Source organism: Paenibacillus paludis (assembly GCF_042610515.1).
Classification (GTDB): Bacteria; Bacillota; Bacilli; order Paenibacillales; family Paenibacillaceae; genus Paenibacillus_AQ.
Map to the genome: position 1 here is coordinate 95370 of NZ_JBGJZP010000008.1, position 19154 is coordinate 114523.

The window sequence follows — 19154 nt, forward strand, 5'->3', positions numbered from 1 at the left end:
TATAGGATATGTGAGTTTGGACAGGGTGAGGTGACTCATAAAGGAAGTATAAGGCTTATAATCGCAAAAATAACACGATATTTGTAAAAATTGCTGGATATAGATTTAAAAAAGAGCGATGAAGATGATCAAGAAAAAAAACAATTTAGGCATTAGTCGTTACAGAGATAGGGACAGATACATAGTATGGGGTATAAGTTAAAGCAAAGGAGGAACAACAATGAGTGGTTGTGCAGGATTCGGAGGGTATACTTCTACTACTGTCATCTTGGTGCTTTACATTCTGTTGGTAATTGTTCTGAGAACGTTCTAAAATGATATTAAAAAAACAAGAGCCTACGCTATGGAGGCTCTTTTCCCATTTATGTTATGTGTACAATAAAGTAATGACAAGCAGCTCGTACAGGACAAGAGTTAGAATCATCTCATCACTACTGTAAGAAGGACTTCCGAAAAAAGCACGCTGCCCTCCTTGCTTTGGAACTGCGAAATACAGTAAGCCTCTGTCACAATGCACAATTCTCCCGACGTAAACTTGACCGTCCAGGGTTTCAATTCTGACAATTTGATTACCATGTTGTTTGCATATATGCTGTAGGTGACTTCTAATGTTTTTTAAGTTTTGAACAGATTGGCTGTCTGCTTGATACAAAACTTTTTGCTGATATCCTGCAGTTTGGAAACTCATGGTTAACACTCCCTTCTAATAAACTAATACATCATATGCCTAGTGCAATTACGTGGTTCGTTGCTTTAGAAAAAAGTTCTATGAACCTCCCCTCTTCCTTTTATTTGAAATGAACCCGTTTTATTTGGTATAACATAAGCAAACTGGTAAGGAGGTGAGCTCATATGAACCATAAACTGCTAAAAGCACTGAATAAGCTGTACAAGTATCCTAATTACGATTACGACAGAGAGAGGGAAGTAAGCGTCTACCTGGTGGATACCCTGTCATCTGCCGATCGTGAACTGCTGGAACAGCATCATTGGCAGGCTAATGATATCGGGCACATCACACATGATTCTGTGATTCTGTGTGCGGGTTCAGCCACAACGATGAAGGCTGGACAAACGCATCCTATATTAGATATGCCATTCACTTAGGGAATGTATATGGAAATAGTCCAATCGGCGCCTATGTGGACATAACCGAGTTTGCGCAAATCATAAAGAATGAGCCTTTAATCCCGAGTAGTGAGGATATTGCCGTTTTTAATCGGCTGCTCCGCAGTCTCGCTGAGGCGCCGGAAGATGAGACTCCAGGTAAATATGAGAAACGCCTAACCTCCATGAAGCTGGTTAAAGGAACGGCAGGTGTGCGCCGGGGTATCCTGCAATCACTGGCAACGGTCGGCATCCTGCCCAATCAGGTGTTGGAGCTTCAAGCTGATCGTTGGAGCAATAGGGAAGACATTGTAAACGGAGAACTGCAGTTGAACAATACAAGAGGCCGGTCCGACATGGAAATGCCGTGGGCGGGATGGTACGGAGACCTTGGGGTGGATTGGGACAAGGCGCAGCAGTTATTTGGCGAATGGATACAGCCCTAATATTAAAGCGGAGCTGCACAAGAAAGTCGGCAAGAAACTACGAGCAAGAACAATGGTGTTAGATGCATGTAAAAAAGCGAATTTCACGACTGTCCAACTTTTGAAAACTTCATAGCCGTTTCGATTATTGGAAGGGAGTACACCTATTTATGGATAATCTAAAAGCGATTTTGCAAGAAAAAGGGGTTCAATATGAGATTATTCATCATGAAAAACAGATTCGTACAGCCCAGGAAGGCGCAGATTATTTTGGAATTGAAATAGGTCAAACAGCACCCACTTTGGTTCTCAAGTCAGAAAAAGGATATTTTGCAATGATTGTTTCTGGAAATCGTGGGCGTGTAAATTTAGAAGAAGTGTCAGACATTTTAGAATGCAACCAATTGAAAATGGCAACCCCAAAAGAAGTCCAGCAAATAACTGGATACACTGTTGGTAGTGTCTCCTTAGTGCTTTCTTTGCCTTGTATCGTAGATAGAGGGCTTTTTTATTATCCATTTGTTTACGGAGGTACGGGAGAACCAGCATCGACATTGAAGATTGCCCCAAATGATTTAGAAAAACTAAATCAAGTTGTCGCTTTTTGGGATTGATTAAAAGAAAATCATCTTACGCCAACTTGATACTCTAATTATCTAATAAAACAACAATAATTACGAAAAGAGCCAAAAAGAAACATACTGTACCCGATAGATCATCGTTGGCTTCACTATAAATATTAATGCTATTTTCAGCATCATCATGGGCAGTAAGATTATATGAGTCATCAATCCAATCGCCATTGCTGCGCGCCAGCAAATCGCCTAATTCTTCATCTTTAGGCTCAGCAGTTATTTCCTCTTCCACCTTCTTGGGTGGATTGTTCTCAGCAGCGCTACCTCTATTGTCATTTAATTTTGATGTGCTGCAAGCAATCAGGGATGTTAGCAGTAGTGAAACCAAAACAACCATAAACATACGTGATAGAAATTTCAAAAATAGCCTAAGTTTGTTTTATTTTCCACAGTCTAGTTTCTAGTACCCTCTTCCCCACTAGTGAAAAGTCAGCAAAAAGCGGCACATTTAAGTGCCGCCTGCGAATTATGATCTATAAGAGTCATGTGTGGGACGAAACAAATCTTCCTCGGAATCTCTGACCATAGAAAAGTGTTCCACATTGTAGTGCCCATGTAACGTTTTATTGTGATGCCTGATGATCTGTTCTGCACTTAAAACATCAGTGTCCGTTGTAGAATGTCCATCCCCAACCAAGGTGACATCCATATTACTGACCGTAGCAGTCCGGACTGCAGTATCGATGCAGTGCTGAGTTTTACACCCCATAATGACCACATGCCCAATCTGCTGATCTTTCAGGTATTGAAGAAGTCCTGTCCCGTGAAAAGAATTGGTTGCCAGCTTATCAAAGACTTTGGCATCCGCAGACTTATTGATTTCATGGTGCACTTGAAAACCTGCACCTTTTCCCTCCGCTACATCGAGGTCCCTTACAAACACAACTTCGACACCTGCTTCTTGGGCTCGTTCAATCACTTTATTAATATTCCGGATAAGCTGTTCTTTGTTAAATACCGCACTTTCCTGCTCATTTCCATCGATTAACTCTTGCTGCGCATCAATAATTAATAATACCTGATTCAAATTGATTTTCCCCTTTCAGATGGCGGGGAACGTTAACGGACATGATTAGTTAGACGTTATCCCCATATTGTTTTTTTCACTGGCATTGTTTTTCATAATATCTACCTCCCGAGAAAAATAGTGTATCCACTTTAGTCTGAACCTTTAAGACTTTATTAGTCAGGTACCGCAGAAAGTCCGGTAGGGTCTGGCGGATTCCTCTGGCAGTGAATTGTAGTCATCCTGATCTGAAGAGTAGGCGTATGGGTTCGCAAGCACACCAAGAAGCCGCTCCAGCACACTGAAGTCCTCTTTTCTCACTGCTGCTTCGAGCGCTTCTTCTACCCGGTGGTTGCGTGGAATTACCGCTGGATTGCTGGCGCGCATTACCTGCTGCGAAGCGTCTTGCGATTCCTGCTGCCTGCCCAGTCTCGCCTGCCAAAGTTCATACCACCCCGTAAATTCAGATGTTCCATGCAAAACCGTTTCTTCCGGCTTATTTAAAGTTAAGGCACGGAAAGTATGGGTATAGTCGGCACGATACTGTTGCATCATTTCCAGCAAGCCTTCGATAAGGGATTCATCCTGCGGTTCTTCGTTAAAGATTCCAAGCTTCGCCCTCATTCCTGCGAGCCATTGGCTGAGGAAGATCTCTTGAAAATCTGCAATCGCATCCTCGGCAAGGCTGATCGCCTCGCCCTTGTCTTCATGCAGCAACGGCAGCAGCGTTTCCGCAAATCTTGCGAGATTCCACGCAGCAATCCCCGGCTGATTTCCATAGGCATACCGGCCTTGAAGATCTATCGAGCTGAATACTGTCGCAGGATCATAGACATCCATGAAGGCACAAGGACCGTAGTCAATGGTTTCTCCACTTAGCGCCATGTTGTCGGTATTCATCACTCCATGAATAAACCCGACCAGCTGCCACTTAGCAATCAGCTCGGCCTGACGTTTGATCACTTCCCGAAGCAGCACAAGATAACGGTTCGGATCAGAATCAGAGTCAGCTCCCGGATAATGTCTTTGCAGCGTGTAATCTGCCAGAGCCTGAAGATCCTTGTCAGTGCCCCATGCGGAGACATATTGAAAAGTACCGACACGCAGATGACTGGCAGCTACACGAGTCAATATAGCACCCGGCTGCTCGGTCTCGCGGAATATGGACTCCCCTGTAGTGACAACCGCCAAGCTGCGGGTGGTAGGAATACCAAGCGCATGCATGGCTTCACTGATAATATATTCGCGTAGCATTGGCCCGAGCGCTGCCCGTCCATCGCCTCCGCGGGAGTATGGCGTTCTACCTGCACCCTTAAGCTGAATATCAAATCTCTCGCCTTCTGGCGTAATCTGTTCACCAAGAAGCACAGCCCTGCCATCACCTAACCTGTTAAAGTGTCCGAATTGATGCCCTGCATAAGCTTGGGCAAGTGAATCAGCACCTTCAGGAATTTCGTTGCCTGCAAACACTGCAGCACCATCATCGCTACGCAGTGCCGGACCCTTCAACCCAAGAGATGCTGCCAAGGTTTCATTGAAAATCACCAGCTTCGGCAGTCGTACAGAATCCGGTTTGAGCCTTGTATACAGCGATTCGGGAAGAGAAACATAACTGTTGTCGAAATTCCATCCTGCATCTATTTTCTCCGTCATAATATCTCCTTTATCCGAAATTTATTCTTCACAAAGCATTTTCTCTGATTTCATTTAGTTCAGCTGTATTAAAAACACCTGCATGATACAGGTTGAAAAATTCCTCCGAAACACTTTGATCAAAAATAATCATGTCATCCGTATTTACGGTGACTCTAATCCCATTATCATATAATTTTCTAATAGGATGCACGTTATAACCTGCTGCCCTGCAAAGTACAACATTACTTGTCGGACATATATTAAGCTGAATTTTATGATCACATAACCAATTCATAATGCTTTGCGAGCTGGCAGCAGCTATGCCGTGCTGAACTTGATCGAGTTCAAGTTCTTCTACAGCCTCTTTGACTAATTCAGCTGATCCAAATTCGCCTACATGCGCTTTTAGCAGCAATCCTTTTTCTTTCGCTTTTCTGTATACTTTTTTGAAGGAAGGAACAGCAAATTCATCGCCAAACATATCCAACGATTGGAAATAATTCTGAGCGAAATATTGATCTAACTTTTCATTTATCTCATCAATAGGAGTATAGGATAAGAATGCAATTTCCGGTACAAAAGTAACATCTGGAGCAACGCTTTGATGGATCCTTTTTAATGCTTTAACCAAATCCTCAATGGATTGATCATAAAAAGCCTCTTCTCCTATTGAAACGCTCATATGAAGCAGCTGTACACCATCCAACTTTGCCTGCATAAATGCGGCTTCGAGACGTTTTTCATACCCTAATCTTCCCTGAAATAATGGTTTTATGTATTGCGCATTCCATTGATTCATTTCATCCAGATCTTTAAACTTCGGACAATCAGGTATTTTCACCCCGGCCCATTCTTCGATATACTTCTTATTACCGCCTCTTGGAAGATGGTTGTGCAAATCCCCTTTTGGTATTTTTCTCATCTCAGCCAAATCATTACTTTCCAACGCTTTACAAAATCTTTCCTTCATCCTGCACCTCCTGAATACCGCTCCTCCAGTTCCAAAATCCCCCTCCATTGCTCCTTTTCTTTATCTCAAGTATTTAAGTTCAATTTATATGTCGCTAAAATTCCTTGGATGTAACCGGTCAGCTCTTGTGCCGCTTGCTTATGGGCCAAAACCCCCGGATGGCTTCTTGCACCTATAGTTTCATTCGTCATATTCGGAAGTTGAAATACAGAAACCTTCTTGTCGCCTGTTCTCTTGGCATAACGGTCTACACCACGATGAATCGCCGGCATCATCGGGATGCCCAGCATTCCATAGGCCCAGATGATGTGCGTAGTTTTATTATTAGTTCTGAGCTTCAGAAGAAACTTCTCAACAGCCAACTCGAATGCCGCCAAATCCGCTTCATTATAAGTCCCGTCCTCATTTAGCCGTTGATTATGAATCTTCCCGCTATCTTCATCGTGCCATCCCGGAGAATGAAAAGCACCGTCATCATTGGTTCCGAGATTAACCACCACCACATCCGGCTGCCAAGAATCAAAATCATTTGCTGAAAAAGCTCCTAACGCTGCATTTTTCGCACCGGCAAGCAGCCCGCATACCTGCTCGTAGGTTTCAGGAAGATTGGCATGCGGATTATTATCCCAGCTAGTAAGCACTCCCCACCCGCTTTGCGAAATAACCCGATATTCTGCGTTAAAAGCGTCAGCCGTCATTGCCGTATAATTATGTATTGCGCTGAACCACATCGGAATCCAGTCTTCTTCACTTTTGCCTCCGACGACGCCTTCCCCGGAAGTAATGCTGTCGCCAATAAACTCAAATTTATAGGGCCTAGCTTCAACAGGCACAAATTCCCCATCCGTCTTCACGGCGTGGATTTGCATGTAGCAGCCCGGATCTCCGCTCATAGCCTGCACATCTTTTACAACCCGGACATTCTTCGCAGCATTCTCATTCATCCCTCTGAACACACAGACCCAGTACCTTCCGGCGGTTAACATTTGTCTGCTTACAGGTACAGAGTTGATGAGTATACTAATCCAAGGCTCGTACTGGTCATATCCGGACTCCACTTCAATCCAGAGCTCCGAAGCCTTTACGTTGAATTCAACCGCACTTCCTGTCCAGAACAAGGTTACCGGATCCAGGCAGCCTGTTGTTCTGCCATGAACCTTCAAATGTTCGATCCCGGAGCATGGATATGTCTGCAATGCTTCATTTTTGTGCATCAAATTCCCTCCAATTTACGGTTTTAACCCACAGGAGATCTGTAAACTTCTCTACATCCATTGATACATCATAACAATAGAGGAGATCAGGTTAGTCAGCCCATGCAGGACCCAACCTGGTATAATCGAGCCGGCAGATAACTTCTCGTCCAACAGTCCGATGCTCCAGCCCACAAAGCCTGCAAGAATCATTACAACTACAGAATGAAAAAATCCGGCACTACTGTATAACATAACAGCATGTACGGCGCCAAACAATAGAGCCTGGGCACTGTTCCCAATTGCAAATCCGAACTTCGAGCTTAGCCGTTTGCCAATGAATCCGCGGAACAGAATCTCTTCGGACAAACTCGTCTGCATCCATGAATAGATCAACGCCGGAATCAGCCCCTTAAGACCTGTACCGTAAAACTGCGAGCTGGCCAAAGTATCCTTATCCAGCATATAGATTGTAGTAAGCATTCCCAAGCTGGTGAATATAGTCGCTGTAAGGATGAAGCATAGGATGAACTGCCTTCTGGAAACCACTTGAGGTTTCTTCCAGCCAATCCACTTTACAAACGAAGATGTCCTTCTGCTTGTAAAGAACCAGTATACATAGGGAATAGAGGTGAACAAGATAAGCTGAAGGACTGCACTGATGAGCAATGACAATGTCAACGGAATAACCTCCTTTTAATAAAGAACAGCCTCACTTTATCATGGACTGCTTCTCTGAAACGGGAGGAGACCGTAACTTGCCCGGTTGATGGAGTAATTGGCATCTGATAGCTACCCGGGCACTGGCAATACCGCCAGCATCATGAACTGCTGATCCTCATATCTGAAACTGACACTTCCTTGAAGCTGCTGAACGGCATACTCAATACTTTCGATTCCGAACCCTTTGCTGCCTAAGTTCCGCTTGCTGGATAAAAAGGAGCCATGTCCGTCCTCCGTAAGCAGAGATGCGGGATTCTTCAGGGAAATCACCAATAATCCGTCACTATAAATCACTTCCAGTTCAATTGAATACGGCCCTGGCTGGGGTAATCTCTGAACTCCTTCAATCGCATTGTCGAGGGCATTGCCAAGGATTATCGCAATATTCACCTCTTTGCCTGCAAGCGACAAGTCCTGAGGAATGCGAAAATGAGATTGCATTGCAACCTTATTCAGTTCGGCTATAGCGAACTTCTCGTTATAGATCGCATCAATAGCTATGTTTCCAGAAGAGATAAATTTTTCTCCCGGCCTATGCTTCAAAGCAACCTCCGCAACATAAGCGCTGGCTTCTTGTACAGCTCCTGCTTCCAGCAGAGAATGAATGAGGAGCAAAACATGATTCAGATCATGGCGCAATCGCTTTGCTTCTTGATTCTCTTTCAGCTTACCTGTGTATTCCGTCACTTGCTGCTCCAGCACATGATTATGGAATTCTACCTGCATCCGTCTCATTAACTTATGGTACATAAACATTACAGCAATGTTAATGACAAGAATACCTAACAGAATGATCACAAATTCAAGCGGGATATTGGAAGGCTTGAACCCATTCCCTCTTATATTGACAATAATAATGAGCAAAGAGCCGGCCGAAACCAGATCCAGCACAGCCCAATCCTGATTCGACAGTAACGTTGTGTTGTCAACTTGGAATAACCGCAACAATAGCAGGCATGACATGATGCTTAGCAAAATAACAACGATGAAACTGAAAGACAGCCATAGGAAATTGGCGTTATCCACTCTCTCGGGATCGAGCGGGATATGCTGAACCCCGTACCACACCAGCATTTCAATAACAACTGTAAATACCGTATAGAAACTGCTGAAGAACAGCTTTTGCAGTACACTGCCGCGAAAATAAACGGTCGTAATCAGACTATACACTAGGAGGTGAAGGACAACCGAAACAACCGGCGGCAAGCTGGCTGCGGTAAGTGATTTAACCATATAAACGAGAATAAGGCAGCCTACGAATGACTTCTTGCTCCTGTTCAGGATTAGAAATTTCTTTAGAAAAATATAGAATGCAAACCCCTGCGGAGCATAAATAAGGATGAGCATAAACACACCGAGCAAAAAGTAAGGACTATTCTCCTGAATGAAAGACATCTATCTAAGAAGCCTCTTTTCTATAAAGGCATGGTACGACCGTAAAGAATCAGAGCTTCTACTGCGGCTGACAGGAAGTTCCACTCCGTTCTTCAATTGAATAAGCTCTTTACTTAAAGACCGGACATAGAGCCAATTTACAAGGTATCCCGTATGTACGCGACAAAAATCATGCGGCCAGAGCCGTCCCTCCAACTCCCCCAATTTGCCGTAATATGAATAAGTAGCGTTTTCAGTACACAGGACCAATTTTTTTCCCCGTTCTACCGTGATATACATAATGTCATCTACTTTTAAATTATAGTCCATATGATGAATTGAGAATGACAGCACATTGCTTCTTTGCATGCATTGCTGGACAGCCTTGACTGTCGCGGCCTGCAGTTCATGTTCATCAATGGGTTTCAGCAAATAACGGAACGGATGAACCTCAAAGCTTCTTCTCATATAGCTGGTGTGGCTGGTGACATAGATGATTAACACCCCGGCATCTTCTAGCCGGATCTTCTCTGCGACTTCTATGCCGTTATACCCGGGCATCTCCATATCCAGATAAACAATATCGTAAGCAGTAGAGCTCATGGCCGTAAGCAAGGATTCACCTGACTCAAAAATCTCAATGGTGCCAGTTATCCCCTGCAGGTTCATCAGCAGCTTCATTAGCAATTCTTCCAATCTTGAGGCCTCTGTCCTCTGATCGTCACAAATAGCAATGTGAAGATTCATAATATGTATCCCTCCAAGTGAACGTATTCTATCATATTATCAAATGGAAAAATATGAAGATCAAGTGTGATAAAAAGCGCAGATAACATTCCTATATAGGAATATCCTGTATAGGAGGAAGGTGGTCCACACGAAAACATCAGGTGGTTTCTTGATCTCTCAGATCAAACAGCTCCAAGGCAGAGTTTTTGAAAAAATGTTAAAAGAAAGCGGTGTGGACGCGTTTAACGGTGCACAAGGAAGGATTTTGTATGTGCTGTGGGAACACGAGAGGCTTACGATTTCCGAGATTGGCCGGCTTACCTCGCTTGCAAATACTTCATTGACCAGCATGCTTGACAGAATGGAAGAAGGGGGGCTTATTGTACGAATTCCAGACAACCATAACCGCAGGCAAACTTTCATAACGATTACCGAACAGGCCAAAGCATACCGTGAGGCTTACGATCTCGTATCTGAACAAATGAATACTTTGTTCTATCAGGGATTCACAGAATCGGAGGTTACTGCATTCGAGAAAATGCTGAGCAGAATTGTTGATAATTTGAAATGATGAATTGGAGGAACCCGAAATGGAGCAGCAAACCAAAGAAGCTATCATCAAATTAATTGAAAATAGCCGTGATGCCATTGCATGTTCAATTGACAGTGACGGATTTCCAAACGCCAAAAATATGTTCAAGATCAAACATGAAGGCCTAAAGACCTTCTGGTTCTCGACAAACACGTCAGCAATCCGCACCAGCCAATGGATGCACAACTCCAAATCTTGCATTTATTTTCTCGACGCCGAGGACTTTCACGGATTGATGCTTACAGGGCATATGAAGGTATTCCTTGATGATGAAACGAAGCAGAACTTCTGGAAAGAAGGCGACGAACAATATTATCCGCTTGGGCCAACCGATCCGGATTATTGCATGCTGTGTTTTACGGCAGAGAAAGGGAACTATTATCATGGGCTGCAGAAGCATTTGTTCAGCGTAGAGGAATTGCAGGATTATAATCGTCATGCCTTATAAGGCGTGCCCGGTACGAAAATTACGAAACCATTCCGTATCGGGCAACTCATGCCTAATTATTAGATCTCTTTTTAACGGTTACGTACGACGCATATATGCACGCACGGTGATGGGAGCGAAGATCGCTACGATTACAGCCGCTCCGACGAGGGAGAAGACAAGATCTGTGCCCATTGTCCCCGAGTTGACCAGCTCCCGGACGGCTGTTACCAGATGAGAAATCGGGTTAATATTCACGAACCACTGGAGCCAGTCCGGCATGGTATTGACCGGCACAAAAGCATTGGAAAGAAAGGTGAGCGGGAACAGCACAATCATGGATATCCCCTGCACACTGGAAGCCGTGCGTGCTATTACGCCGAAGAAGGCGAAAATCCAGCTGATCGCCCAGGAACATCCGATCACGAGGAGCGCAGCGATTGCTACATGCCCGATCCCGCCTTCGGGACGAAAGCCCAGAAGATATCCCATGACAAAAGTAAGTACAGTCGCTATGGTGTACCGGACGGTGTCGGCAAGCAATGCTCCTGCGAGCGGGGCAATCCGCGAGATCGGCAGTGACTTGAACCGGTCAAACACTCCCTTTTCCATATCCTCCCTGAGCTGAACGCCTGTAACTATGGAAGTCGTAATAACGGTCTGTACGAGAATGCCGGGGATGATGACCGGCAAATAATTATGCACATCTCCAGAGATCGCACCGCCAAAGATATAAGTGAACATCAGCGTGAAAATGATAGGCTGAAACGTGACATCAAACAACTGCTCGGGTGTACGCTTGATTTTCAGCAACCCCCGATAGGCCATTGTTAGTGAATTGCGCACCGATTGGCTAAAGCTCGAATGATTTTTCAGCTTTCGTTCGGCACCTGGTTTAATGATTGTACTCATACTGTTGTTCCTCCACTTTGTTCGATTTGCCGGACGCCTGAACCGCGTCCTCCTGTACACCATGGCCCGTGAGCGTCAGAAACACCTCATCCAGCGTTGGTTTCTGCACACTTAATTCGGCTAGCGGGATACCTGCTTCGCGCAGCGCGATCAACAGATCGGTAACCCGGTCGGCGTTGCCCATAGGTGCAGTGATTTTCGCCACTTCCGCCGAAAGACTGGACGGTACCTGAAGCACCTGTTGCACAAGCCGGCGGGCATTCGTGAGATCTTGCGGATGCTGAACCTTTAAGTGCAGCGACGAGCTTCCGACAGAGGACTTCAGTTCATCTACGGTGCCCTCGGCAACCACACGGCCATGATCGATAACCGCGATCCGGTCAGCCAGTTGATCAGCCTCTTCAAGGTATTGCGTAGTTAGCAACACGGTTGAACCCGACTTCACCAGCCGCCGGATCGTATCCCACATTTGGTTGCGCGTACGCGGGTCCAAACCGGTCGTGGGTTCATCCAGGAAAATGAGCGGTGGCTGCGCAATCAGACTTGCGGCCAAATCCAGCCTCCGGCGCATACCGCCGGAGAAATTTTTGAGCGGACGTTTCGCCGCTTCAGTGAGTCCGAATTCCTCCAGCAACTCTGCTGCCTTATGACGTGCCTCGGCACGTCCCAGTCCGAGCAAGCGGGAGAATATAACCAAATTCTCTGTCGCACTGAGCGACTCATCGACTGAAGCGTACTGGCCGGTCACCCCGATCAGCTGACGCACAATCTGCGGTTCCTTTACCACATCATGTCCGAAGATCCGCGCCGAACCTGCATCCGGTCTTAGTAAGGTCGCCAGCATTCGGATGGCTGTGGTCTTCCCCGCTCCATTCGGACCCAGCACACCGTAGATCGAACCGGTCCCCACTTTCAGATCCACACCGTCTACCGCCCGGTTGTCTCCAAAGACTTTGACAAGCCCCTGCGCTTCAATGGCCCAATCGCCGTGGTGTGGTGCTGTTTTCGTTAATTGATTCATTTGCAATTCCTCCTAAACAACTGAATATATAAGGATGGTAAGCCCCTTATTTAAACTGAATATAAACCTGCTATGTATTTCCTCGGTGCTGCTTTATTATAATCCCGCACCTGCTAGGATCTTAACGGTCTGTGAGATGATTTAAATCTCGGCCTCGGGATGGATAAACCAAAAAAGCCGATCCTCTCGGACCGGCCCATAATCACTTTTTTTCAAGGAAGTTTCAACCCTAGTCATTTTCATCCGAATCGCTGAACAGCTCACGCAGAACACTCTTTCTATTTTCGAGAAACCGTCTTGTGATCATGTAATGCATCGTCTCTTCATAACGAATTTCCCCAACCGGATCTTCATCGAAATTCAGAATCTGGGCATCCGGATAACCGAGAAGAATCGGCGAATGTGTAGCTATGATGAACTGGGCTTCATGTTCCAGATCCTTAATAATACGGAGTAAGGCCAATTGCCGTGCTGGCGAAAGAGCCGCCTCCGGTTCGTCGAGTAAATAGATCGCCTTTTTGCCGAAACGATGATTAAAGAGTGCCAGAAACGCCTCACCATGGGATTGCTCGTGCAACGAACGCCCACCATAATACTGCAAGCTCTGAGGCATAGTATCCAGATGAGAGGCAAAGTGATAAAAGGTCTCTGCCCTGAGAAAAAAGCCGTTTGTAACTTTGGGCAGCCATGATAAGCGAATATGATCTCCCAGAGCAGAGTGGGAAGCATCCACCTCGTAGAGGTTGTTCTTGCTGCCTCCTGCCGTATTAAACCCGCATTGATAGGCCATGGCCTCCAGAAGGGTTGATTTGCCCGAACCGTTCTCTCCCACAAAGAAGGAAACGTTTGTTTTGAATTCAAGAGAGCTCAGGTTCTTTAAAGCTGTAATGGAAAACGGATAACGGCTATGGTCCATTTCATGTTTCCTCAGAATTTCAAGACTGCGCAAGAACAAGGTACCCTCTCCCCACCATTTTTATAGAATTGTTCCATCGTTGTTCTTACCATACACCTGCGGAATGTTTGAACTTCCGGCCGCTGTAGTCGTAAGAATTTCTTGATTTCGTTCCGCTGTTCGCGGCTAAACGTCTATTCAGTCTCAGTGCGCTGCCGGGACGCCAGCCGCCGAAACTGAATGAAGATAAACAGAGCGGTCAGCATCACGACTATTCCTGAACCGAGGAACCATAGCTGCACGCCGTATTCATCCACCACGGGTCCTGCCAACAGAAGTCCAACCGGTGAAGACAACATCATAATACTGGTCACGAGTGAAATGACGCGGCCCAGCATCTCCGGCTCGAATGAACGCTGAATCATCGCCATGAAGGGGCCATTGAAGAAGGGTGCGGCACTTCCCATGAAGAACGAGAGAACCGCAAAGATCACAAAAGCATCCGAACCAATCAAGCCGCTGATTACACAGGTCAGGCCGATGACCAGCAGACCCAAACTCATATAGCTAATATCACTCCATTTGGATGAGAACACCGACAGAAGCAATCCTCCCAAAATCATCCCGATGCTGAACACCGCTTCCACCAAGCTGGCACTGTAGCCCCCACGGCCAAAATGAGACAACGTCATATAAGGAAATAGTGTCGCCAGCGGCATAAACGCGATACTGAACACTGCTGTAGCCCCCGTAATCAACACAATAGGTTTTGCTTGAATGAGTGCGCTCCAGCCCAGCCGGAATTCATGGATAAAGGAGGGTGAAACTGTTACCTGCGCTTTGGGCTGATGAATCTTCACCAGGAACAGCATTAGATTCGCAATCAGCGCCCCGGCCACATCCAGGAGCAATACCGCCCCAAGCGAAGTCGCCGAATATACTGCTATCCCAAGCGCTGGACCCATTACATTCGAGAAAGAGAAGACCATCTGCTGCCAACCCGCGACTCTTGTCAGCTCCTCTTCCGGTGCAATCAACGGAACGGCCGCCTGGAACGCTGGGGCATGAAAGGCCGAAGCCGCCGAACGCAAGCTCAGAATGATATAGACGAAGCCGAGTCCCGGCTCCCCCAAAATGAAATAGAACCCTAAGATCAGACTGAAGAGCGCAATTGCGCTATCCGCAATAATCATCGTTAATTTACGGTTCCAGCGGTCCAGCCAGACCCCTACGAAGGGACCCAGGACAGCTTGCGGCAAGAATGCAGCCAATCCGGCAATCATCAAAACTGCGGCTGAACCTGTCGATTCCGTCAAATGCCAGATCACTGCGAATTGAACCATCGAACTCGTGAGTATAGAGAATATCTGTCCGCTAAAAATAAGCGCGAATGTTTTTTTCCATTGTTTTTGCATAAGGCCATCTCCTTTGATTAAAAACTCAAATAAACTCATTCCATTAGCATCGGCACACTGAAACAGGCGCATAACAAATAAACTCATTCCCTTGTCTCAAAAAATGGGCGAGTTCACCAGTCTTGCACCTCCAATTACCGTAAACGTATGGAATGGGTCACAAGGAGCACCTCCTGAAAAATTATGTTTATTATAACATCGCCTATCCTCCATGAGCCAGTTTCAATAATCGGCTCGTCTCTTCCATATCTTCTAAGGTCCATTCCATTCAGCATTCCTCCTGAGGTACAATAGTATAATTAACCAAATAAATGCTATTACGGAGGTAATAAATATGAAAAAAAACATTTCAGTTGTATTGATTCTCGCAATTTTACTTATCTCTTTGTCAGCTTGTGCAAAAAATAGTCCCACTAAATATGTAGATGCAAATGGAAAAGAGTATACATATAGTCTTGAGTTAAGTGGCACAATGCCAAATGCTGAAAAGTCGAGTAAATGGGTCGTTTACACGAATGATGCTGATTTGACATTTGATGAGGCAGCAAAAAGTATATTGAGTTCTAATTCAAATGACTGGATTGATATGCATATTGTTTCAATGGAATAATATAGGGCTAAAAAAAGCCCGGTGATGCAGGAATTCCTGAATCACGCGGGCTTTTCGTGGGTTGAAGCAGAATATGCCTTGTCTTCTATTACTCTTTCACGATCAGCTTCAGCGGTGCGGGAATCATTGGCTTCACGGTCTGCCCGTCCAGTACATCCTTTGCAGCTTGAACGGCCAACTGGCCGATTAATTCGGGCTGCTGGGCGATGGTTCCGGTCAGTTTGCCTGCCTCGATGGAATCAAGAGCGTCTTTGTTGCCGTCGAACCCGATTACGGGGATGTTTTTACCCGAGCTCTGGATCGCTTCAATCGCCCCTAGAGCCATCTCGTCATTGTGTGCGAAGACTGCCTGCACGCCCGGATTTCCTTCGATCAGGTTCTCCATGACGGTCAATCCTTTGGTGCGGTCGAAATCGGCGGTTTGCTTTGCAATGACCTCAAGCTGGGTATCCGCGATTTCATGGAATCCCTTACCCCGTTCACGGGTGGCTGATGCGCCCGGTGATCCTTCCAGCTCGATGACCTTCGCACCCTTGCCCAGCTTCTGGACGATATATTCGGCCGCCATGGAACCGCCTTTGATGTTGTCCGAAGCGACCAGCGCTTTGACATCTCCTTTATCCGCCGAGCGGTCTAATGTAATGACGGGGATATCCAGGCTGTTCGCCGACTGGACCGCCGTCGAGATTGCCGATGAATCCACAGGGTTGATCAACAACGCGTCTACCCCTTTTTGTATCAGATCCTCCACATCATTGTTCTGCTTGGCAGAGTCATTCTGCGCGTCGATAACCAGGATCTCCACCCCTTGCTTATTCGCCTCGGCCGTCACGCCGTCTTTGAGGGCCACGAAGAAGGGATTGTTCAGAGTTGAGAGAGATAAGCCGATTTTCAAATTTTGCCCGTTGCCTTCATTATTGGGCTTGGCCCATTCCGGGGGCTCCAGGGAGCAGCCAGTCATTAGCAGCAGCAGTATGGACGTCAGGACTAAAGTGATTTTTTTCATAATAGAATCCCCCTTTTATGCGGCTTTCTTGCGGTCAATCAGTACGGCTATCGCAATGACAATCCCTTTGACCACCATTTGGTAGAAAGAAGAAACGCCCAGCAGATTCAACCCGTTGTTCAGAATTCCGATAATGAGCGCACCGATCAAGGTACCCACAATACGTCCGCGGCCCCCGGTCAAGCTGGTGCCTCCCAGTACAACGGCCGCGATAGCATCCAGCTCATAGGAGGTTCCTGCCGTTGGCTGGGCCGAATTCAACCGGGAAGTCAGAATGGCCCCGGCCAATGCCGACAGCATACCTACCAGTGAATAAATCATTATTTTGATGCGGTCTACCTTAATCCCGGAAATTATTGAAGCTTTCTCATTACCGCCGATGGCGTAGGTCTTGCGGCCGAATGGAGTTTTGTGCAGTACGACCCACAACAGAGCGAACACGATAATCATCGTCACAGCGGGAACAGGAATGCCCAAGAAGTACCCGCGGCCAAACAATTGGAACGTCATGCTATCTCCAAGGCCCGTAATCGGGTTGCCATCCGTATAGACTAGAGTTAATCCCCGGAAGATCGTCATGGTCGCCAAGGTAGCGATGAACGGCGCCATTTTACCCTTGGTGATCATTAGGCCATTGACCATCCCGATCACTCCACCCAATACACAGCCGCCGATAATCGCCAGTATGGGATTCCAGCCTGCCAACAGCAAGTTGGCCATGAAGGCACTGGAGAGCGCGAGAACGGAACCCACCGATAAGTCAATTCCGCCTGTCAGAATGACAAAGGTCATGCCAAAGGCGATCAGCGCGTTGATCGCAACCTGCCGGAGCAAATTCAGAATATTAAGCGGCTCCAGAAAGCTAGGGTTCAGCATGGACACGATGAGAACAAGAATAAATAACCCCAACAGCGGGCCCAACTTTTGTGTAATCTGCCCAACCCGCAAACTCTTCTTTTCTTTGCCATCCGTAATTGTTGTCATCTCTATTGCCCCCCTGTGGCTAATATCATAATGCTTTCCTGCGTCGCTTCCTGCCGAGAGAGTTCTCCGCCGATCTCCCCTTCATGGACCACTATTATGCGGTCACTCATCCCCAGAATCTCTGGCAGTTCAGAAGAGACCATAAGGATCGCAACGCCGCGTTCGGTTAACTCGTTCATGAGCTGATAGATTTCGCGCTTCGCTCCCACGTCGACGCCGCGTGTGGGTTCATCCAGAATCAGCACGCTGAGGCCGATACCAATCCATTTGGCGATGACCACTTTCTGCTGATTACCTCCTGAGAGCTGACGCGCCAGCGTAGATGAAGACTCCGTCTTGATTTGAAGACGCTGAATGAGCAGGTCCGCGAAATCTTTTTCCTTCTTGTCAATGATTACACCCTTGGGGGCGAAGCTGGATAAATTCGTCATTGCCATATTGTCCCGAATGGAAAAATCAAGAATCAAGCCCTCATCCTTCCGGTCCTCCGTAACGAAGCCGATACCTGCTTGCATCGCATCATGGGGATTGCGGATTGCCACTTGCTTTCCCCGAATCTTCACCTCACCGCTGTCCAGTGTATCCAGTCCGAACAACGCTCTCATGATTTCCGTCCGGCCCGATCCCATCAATCCGGAGAATCCAATAATTTCACCGGCCCGCACCGAGAAGTTAACGTCTTTAAATTTCCCCGTTTTGCAAGCATTCTTCACTTCAAGCACCACTTCTCCGGGCTGGAAGACGCGCTGAGGGAAACGGTCCGTTAATTGGCGCCCGACCATTTTCCGAACCACATCGTCAAAATCCGTGTCTGGAATGGCTTGGGTATCTATGGTTTTCCCATCCCGCATGACGGTAATCCGGTCGCATATCGTAAAGATCTCCTCCATCCGGTGCGAAATATAGACGATGGAGACACCTTCTTTTTTGAGGGAGGCAATGACTTCGAATAATTTCTGAATTTCCCGTTCGGTCAGTGCAGCCGTGGGTTCGTCCATCACGATAACCTTGGCATGGGTCATGAGCGCCTTGGCAATCTCGATCATCTGTTTCTCCCCGACAGAACATTCCCCAGCCTCCTGGTTCAGTGGAATCGTCACGGAGAGCTTGCGGAACTGCTCGTTTGCTAACGCTTTCATTTCTTTCATATTCAATAGCCCAAGTGAAGAGATTTTTTCCTTCCCGATAAACAGGTTCTCCAGAACCGTCATATCCGGCCATACATTCAGCTCCTGGTGGATAAAGGCGATCCCGCTTCGCTCTGCTTCTCTGGGGTTGGCAAAATAGGTTTCCCGCCCATCAATGTGAATCGTTCCCTGATCCCGCTGATGAAGACCAATCAGAATGTTCATCAGCGTGGATTTGCCGGCGCCATTCTCCCCCATCAGGGCATGAATCTCCCCATCCAGCAGTTCAAAATCTACCCCCGCAAGAACCGGGTTGGTGCCAAAGGACTTATAAATGTCTTTCATTGCAATGCGCATATCCCTCGAAC

23 protein-coding genes are annotated in these 19154 nt (G+C 46.6%); 7 read left to right on the top strand and 16 right to left on the bottom strand.

The genetic code is table 11. The features are described 5' to 3' along the window. Positions 1 to 220: 220 nt before the first annotated feature. Positions 221 to 313 (top strand): YjcZ family sporulation protein, encoded by a 93-nt coding sequence (locus ACAN56_RS17350; RefSeq protein WP_231578298.1) that lies wholly within the window; start codon positions 221 to 223, stop codon positions 311 to 313. 54 nt (positions 314 to 367) lie between these two features. Here the strand turns inward: ACAN56_RS17350 and ACAN56_RS17355 are convergent, their stop codons facing one another. Further along, positions 368 to 688 (bottom strand): hypothetical protein, encoded by a 321-nt coding sequence (locus tag ACAN56_RS17355; RefSeq protein ID WP_076114330.1) that lies wholly within the window; start codon positions 686 to 688, stop codon positions 368 to 370. A gap of 164 nt (positions 689 to 852) precedes the next feature. Here ACAN56_RS17355 and ACAN56_RS17360 point away from each other — a divergent pair, with 164 nt between their 5' ends. The 3 genes from ACAN56_RS17360 to ACAN56_RS17370 all read left to right on the top strand — a co-directional run bounded on the left by ACAN56_RS17360 (position 853) and on the right by ACAN56_RS17370 (position 2146). After that, a complete protein-coding gene (locus tag ACAN56_RS17360) occupies positions 853 to 1107 on the top strand; it encodes a hypothetical protein (RefSeq protein ID WP_379144448.1) in 255 nt (84 codons plus the stop codon). A gap of 35 nt (positions 1108 to 1142) precedes the next feature. Further along, positions 1143 to 1553: a hypothetical protein gene (locus ACAN56_RS17365; RefSeq protein WP_379144450.1), complete on the top strand. Its 411-nt coding sequence runs from the start codon at positions 1143 to 1145 to the stop codon at positions 1551 to 1553. A 149-nt stretch (positions 1554 to 1702) separates the two neighbouring features. Continuing rightward, complete coding sequence (locus ACAN56_RS17370) at positions 1703 to 2146, top strand: aminoacyl-tRNA deacylase (protein ID WP_038593867.1); 444 nt, start codon at positions 1703 to 1705, stop codon at positions 2144 to 2146. A gap of 34 nt (positions 2147 to 2180) precedes the next feature. Here the strand turns inward: ACAN56_RS17370 and ACAN56_RS17375 are convergent, their stop codons facing one another. From ACAN56_RS17375 to ACAN56_RS17410, 8 genes are all read right to left on the bottom strand, one after another. Beyond that, complete coding sequence (locus ACAN56_RS17375; protein WP_156130918.1) at positions 2181 to 2510, bottom strand: hypothetical protein; 330 nt, start codon at positions 2508 to 2510, stop codon at positions 2181 to 2183. Between the two features lie 123 nt (positions 2511 to 2633). Next, the gene (locus ACAN56_RS17380; protein ID WP_038593874.1) at positions 2634 to 3194 is read right to left on the bottom strand and encodes a cysteine hydrolase family protein; all 561 of its coding nucleotides are present in this window, start codon (positions 3192 to 3194) and stop codon (positions 2634 to 2636) included. Between the two features lie 159 nt (positions 3195 to 3353). Further along, positions 3354 to 4826, bottom strand: a complete 1473-nt coding sequence (locus ACAN56_RS17385) for a protein adenylyltransferase SelO (protein ID WP_379144455.1) — start codon at positions 4824 to 4826, stop codon at positions 3354 to 3356. A 28-nt stretch (positions 4827 to 4854) separates the two neighbouring features. Next, positions 4855 to 5778 (bottom strand): amidohydrolase family protein, encoded by a 924-nt coding sequence (locus tag ACAN56_RS17390; RefSeq protein ID WP_038593880.1) that lies wholly within the window; start codon positions 5776 to 5778, stop codon positions 4855 to 4857. 65 nt (positions 5779 to 5843) lie between these two features. Then, positions 5844 to 6992 carry an SGNH/GDSL hydrolase family protein gene (locus ACAN56_RS17395; protein WP_379144458.1) on the bottom strand — a complete coding sequence of 383 codons (1149 nt, stop codon included), beginning with the start codon at positions 6990 to 6992 and terminating at the stop codon, positions 5844 to 5846. A 51-nt stretch (positions 6993 to 7043) separates the two neighbouring features. Continuing rightward, positions 7044 to 7652 carry a CPBP family intramembrane glutamic endopeptidase gene (locus ACAN56_RS17400; RefSeq protein WP_379144462.1) on the bottom strand — a complete coding sequence of 203 codons (609 nt, stop codon included), beginning with the start codon at positions 7650 to 7652 and terminating at the stop codon, positions 7044 to 7046. A 111-nt stretch (positions 7653 to 7763) separates the two neighbouring features. Further along, positions 7764 to 9089 carry a GHKL domain-containing protein gene (locus ACAN56_RS17405; RefSeq protein ID WP_379144464.1) on the bottom strand — a complete coding sequence of 442 codons (1326 nt, stop codon included), beginning with the start codon at positions 9087 to 9089 and terminating at the stop codon, positions 7764 to 7766. Further along, positions 9090 to 9815 carry a LytR/AlgR family response regulator transcription factor gene (locus ACAN56_RS17410; protein WP_341379035.1) on the bottom strand — a complete coding sequence of 242 codons (726 nt, stop codon included), beginning with the start codon at positions 9813 to 9815 and terminating at the stop codon, positions 9090 to 9092. It abuts the gene before it with no gap. Between the two features lie 196 nt (positions 9816 to 10011). On the opposite strand from ACAN56_RS17410, the gene ACAN56_RS17415 reads away from it, so the two are divergent. Both ACAN56_RS17415 and ACAN56_RS17420 read left to right on the top strand, forming a co-directional pair. Further along, positions 10012 to 10368, top strand: a complete 357-nt coding sequence (locus ACAN56_RS17415; RefSeq protein WP_379144468.1) for a MarR family transcriptional regulator — start codon at positions 10012 to 10014, stop codon at positions 10366 to 10368. Between the two features lie 19 nt (positions 10369 to 10387). Next, on the top strand, positions 10388 to 10837 hold the full coding sequence (locus tag ACAN56_RS17420; protein WP_038593899.1) for a pyridoxamine 5'-phosphate oxidase family protein: 450 nt from the start codon (positions 10388 to 10390) through the stop codon (positions 10835 to 10837). Between the two features lie 78 nt (positions 10838 to 10915). On the opposite strand, the gene ACAN56_RS17425 is transcribed toward ACAN56_RS17420, so the two are convergent. The 4 genes from ACAN56_RS17425 to ACAN56_RS17440 form a co-directional block, all read right to left on the bottom strand. Continuing rightward, positions 10916 to 11728: an ABC transporter permease gene (locus ACAN56_RS17425; RefSeq protein ID WP_038593902.1), complete on the bottom strand. Its 813-nt coding sequence runs from the start codon at positions 11726 to 11728 to the stop codon at positions 10916 to 10918. Then, positions 11712 to 12749 (bottom strand): ATP-binding cassette domain-containing protein, encoded by a 1038-nt coding sequence (locus ACAN56_RS17430; protein ID WP_379144471.1) that lies wholly within the window; start codon positions 12747 to 12749, stop codon positions 11712 to 11714. Before ACAN56_RS17430 ends, ACAN56_RS17425 begins: the two co-directional genes overlap by 17 nt. 229 nt (positions 12750 to 12978) lie before the next feature. Further along, the gene (locus ACAN56_RS17435; RefSeq protein ID WP_038593908.1) at positions 12979 to 13704 is read right to left on the bottom strand and encodes an AAA family ATPase; all 726 of its coding nucleotides are present in this window, start codon (positions 13702 to 13704) and stop codon (positions 12979 to 12981) included. Between the two features lie 134 nt (positions 13705 to 13838). After that, entirely contained in the window at positions 13839 to 15059 is a 1221-nt protein-coding gene (locus ACAN56_RS17440) for an MFS transporter (protein ID WP_379144474.1), read from the bottom strand. A gap of 334 nt (positions 15060 to 15393) precedes the next feature. Between ACAN56_RS17440 and ACAN56_RS17445 the strand changes: the two genes are divergently transcribed. After that, a complete protein-coding gene (locus ACAN56_RS17445; protein WP_038593914.1) occupies positions 15394 to 15669 on the top strand; it encodes a hypothetical protein in 276 nt (91 codons plus the stop codon). A gap of 88 nt (positions 15670 to 15757) precedes the next feature. Here the strand turns inward: ACAN56_RS17445 and rbsB are convergent, their stop codons facing one another. Genes rbsB through ACAN56_RS17460 form a run of 3 tightly spaced genes read right to left on the bottom strand, consistent with a single transcriptional unit; the run spans position 15758 to position 19143 of the window. Next, positions 15758 to 16675 carry a ribose ABC transporter substrate-binding protein RbsB gene (gene rbsB, locus ACAN56_RS17450; RefSeq protein WP_038593917.1) on the bottom strand — a complete coding sequence of 306 codons (918 nt, stop codon included), beginning with the start codon at positions 16673 to 16675 and terminating at the stop codon, positions 15758 to 15760. A 15-nt stretch (positions 16676 to 16690) separates the two neighbouring features. Beyond that, positions 16691 to 17659, bottom strand: coding sequence for a ribose ABC transporter permease RbsC (gene rbsC / locus ACAN56_RS17455; RefSeq protein ID WP_038593920.1), 969 nt, complete (start codon positions 17657 to 17659; stop codon positions 16691 to 16693). 2 nt (positions 17660 to 17661) lie between these two features. Further along, a complete protein-coding gene (locus ACAN56_RS17460; RefSeq protein ID WP_379144477.1) occupies positions 17662 to 19143 on the bottom strand; it encodes a sugar ABC transporter ATP-binding protein in 1482 nt (493 codons plus the stop codon). Between the last annotated feature and the right edge of the window lie 11 nt (positions 19144 to 19154).

What these genes read in the sequence shown, in the direction of transcription:
- ACAN56_RS17405 (WP_379144464.1), bottom strand. Translation starts at nt 9,089, where the DNA reads ATGTCTTTCATTCAGGAGAATAGTCCTTACTTTTTGCTCGGTGTGTTT.
- ACAN56_RS17390 (WP_038593880.1), bottom strand. Translation starts at nt 5,778, where the DNA reads ATGAAGGAAAGATTTTGTAAAGCGTTGGAAAGTAATGATTTGGCTGAG.
- ACAN56_RS17350 (WP_231578298.1), top strand. Translation starts at nt 221, where the DNA reads ATGAGTGGTTGTGCAGGATTCGGAGGGTATACTTCTACTACTGTCATC.
- ACAN56_RS17460 (WP_379144477.1), bottom strand. Translation starts at nt 19,143, where the DNA reads ATGCGCATTGCAATGAAAGACATTTATAAGTCCTTTGGCACCAACCCG.
- rbsB (WP_038593917.1), bottom strand. Translation starts at nt 16,675, where the DNA reads ATGAAAAAAATCACTTTAGTCCTGACGTCCATACTGCTGCTGCTAATG.
- rbsC (WP_038593920.1), bottom strand. Translation starts at nt 17,659, where the DNA reads ATGACAACAATTACGGATGGCAAAGAAAAGAAGAGTTTGCGGGTTGGG.
- ACAN56_RS17420 (WP_038593899.1), top strand. Translation starts at nt 10,388, where the DNA reads ATGGAGCAGCAAACCAAAGAAGCTATCATCAAATTAATTGAAAATAGC.
- ACAN56_RS17445 (WP_038593914.1), top strand. Translation starts at nt 15,394, where the DNA reads ATGAAAAAAAACATTTCAGTTGTATTGATTCTCGCAATTTTACTTATC.
- ACAN56_RS17375 (WP_156130918.1), bottom strand. Translation starts at nt 2,510, where the DNA reads ATGTTTATGGTTGTTTTGGTTTCACTACTGCTAACATCCCTGATTGCT.
- ACAN56_RS17430 (WP_379144471.1), bottom strand. Translation starts at nt 12,749, where the DNA reads ATGAATCAATTAACGAAAACAGCACCACACCACGGCGATTGGGCCATT.
- ACAN56_RS17355 (WP_076114330.1), bottom strand. Translation starts at nt 688, where the DNA reads ATGAGTTTCCAAACTGCAGGATATCAGCAAAAAGTTTTGTATCAAGCA.
- ACAN56_RS17370 (WP_038593867.1), top strand. Translation starts at nt 1,703, where the DNA reads ATGGATAATCTAAAAGCGATTTTGCAAGAAAAAGGGGTTCAATATGAG.
- ACAN56_RS17395 (WP_379144458.1), bottom strand. Translation starts at nt 6,992, where the DNA reads ATGCACAAAAATGAAGCATTGCAGACATATCCATGCTCCGGGATCGAA.
- ACAN56_RS17440 (WP_379144474.1), bottom strand. Translation starts at nt 15,059, where the DNA reads ATGCAAAAACAATGGAAAAAAACATTCGCGCTTATTTTTAGCGGACAG.
- ACAN56_RS17415 (WP_379144468.1), top strand. Translation starts at nt 10,012, where the DNA reads ATGTTAAAAGAAAGCGGTGTGGACGCGTTTAACGGTGCACAAGGAAGG.
- ACAN56_RS17425 (WP_038593902.1), bottom strand. Translation starts at nt 11,728, where the DNA reads ATGAGTACAATCATTAAACCAGGTGCCGAACGAAAGCTGAAAAATCAT.
- ACAN56_RS17410 (WP_341379035.1), bottom strand. Translation starts at nt 9,815, where the DNA reads ATGAATCTTCACATTGCTATTTGTGACGATCAGAGGACAGAGGCCTCA.
- ACAN56_RS17385 (WP_379144455.1), bottom strand. Translation starts at nt 4,826, where the DNA reads ATGACGGAGAAAATAGATGCAGGATGGAATTTCGACAACAGTTATGTT.
- ACAN56_RS17360 (WP_379144448.1), top strand. Translation starts at nt 853, where the DNA reads ATGAACCATAAACTGCTAAAAGCACTGAATAAGCTGTACAAGTATCCT.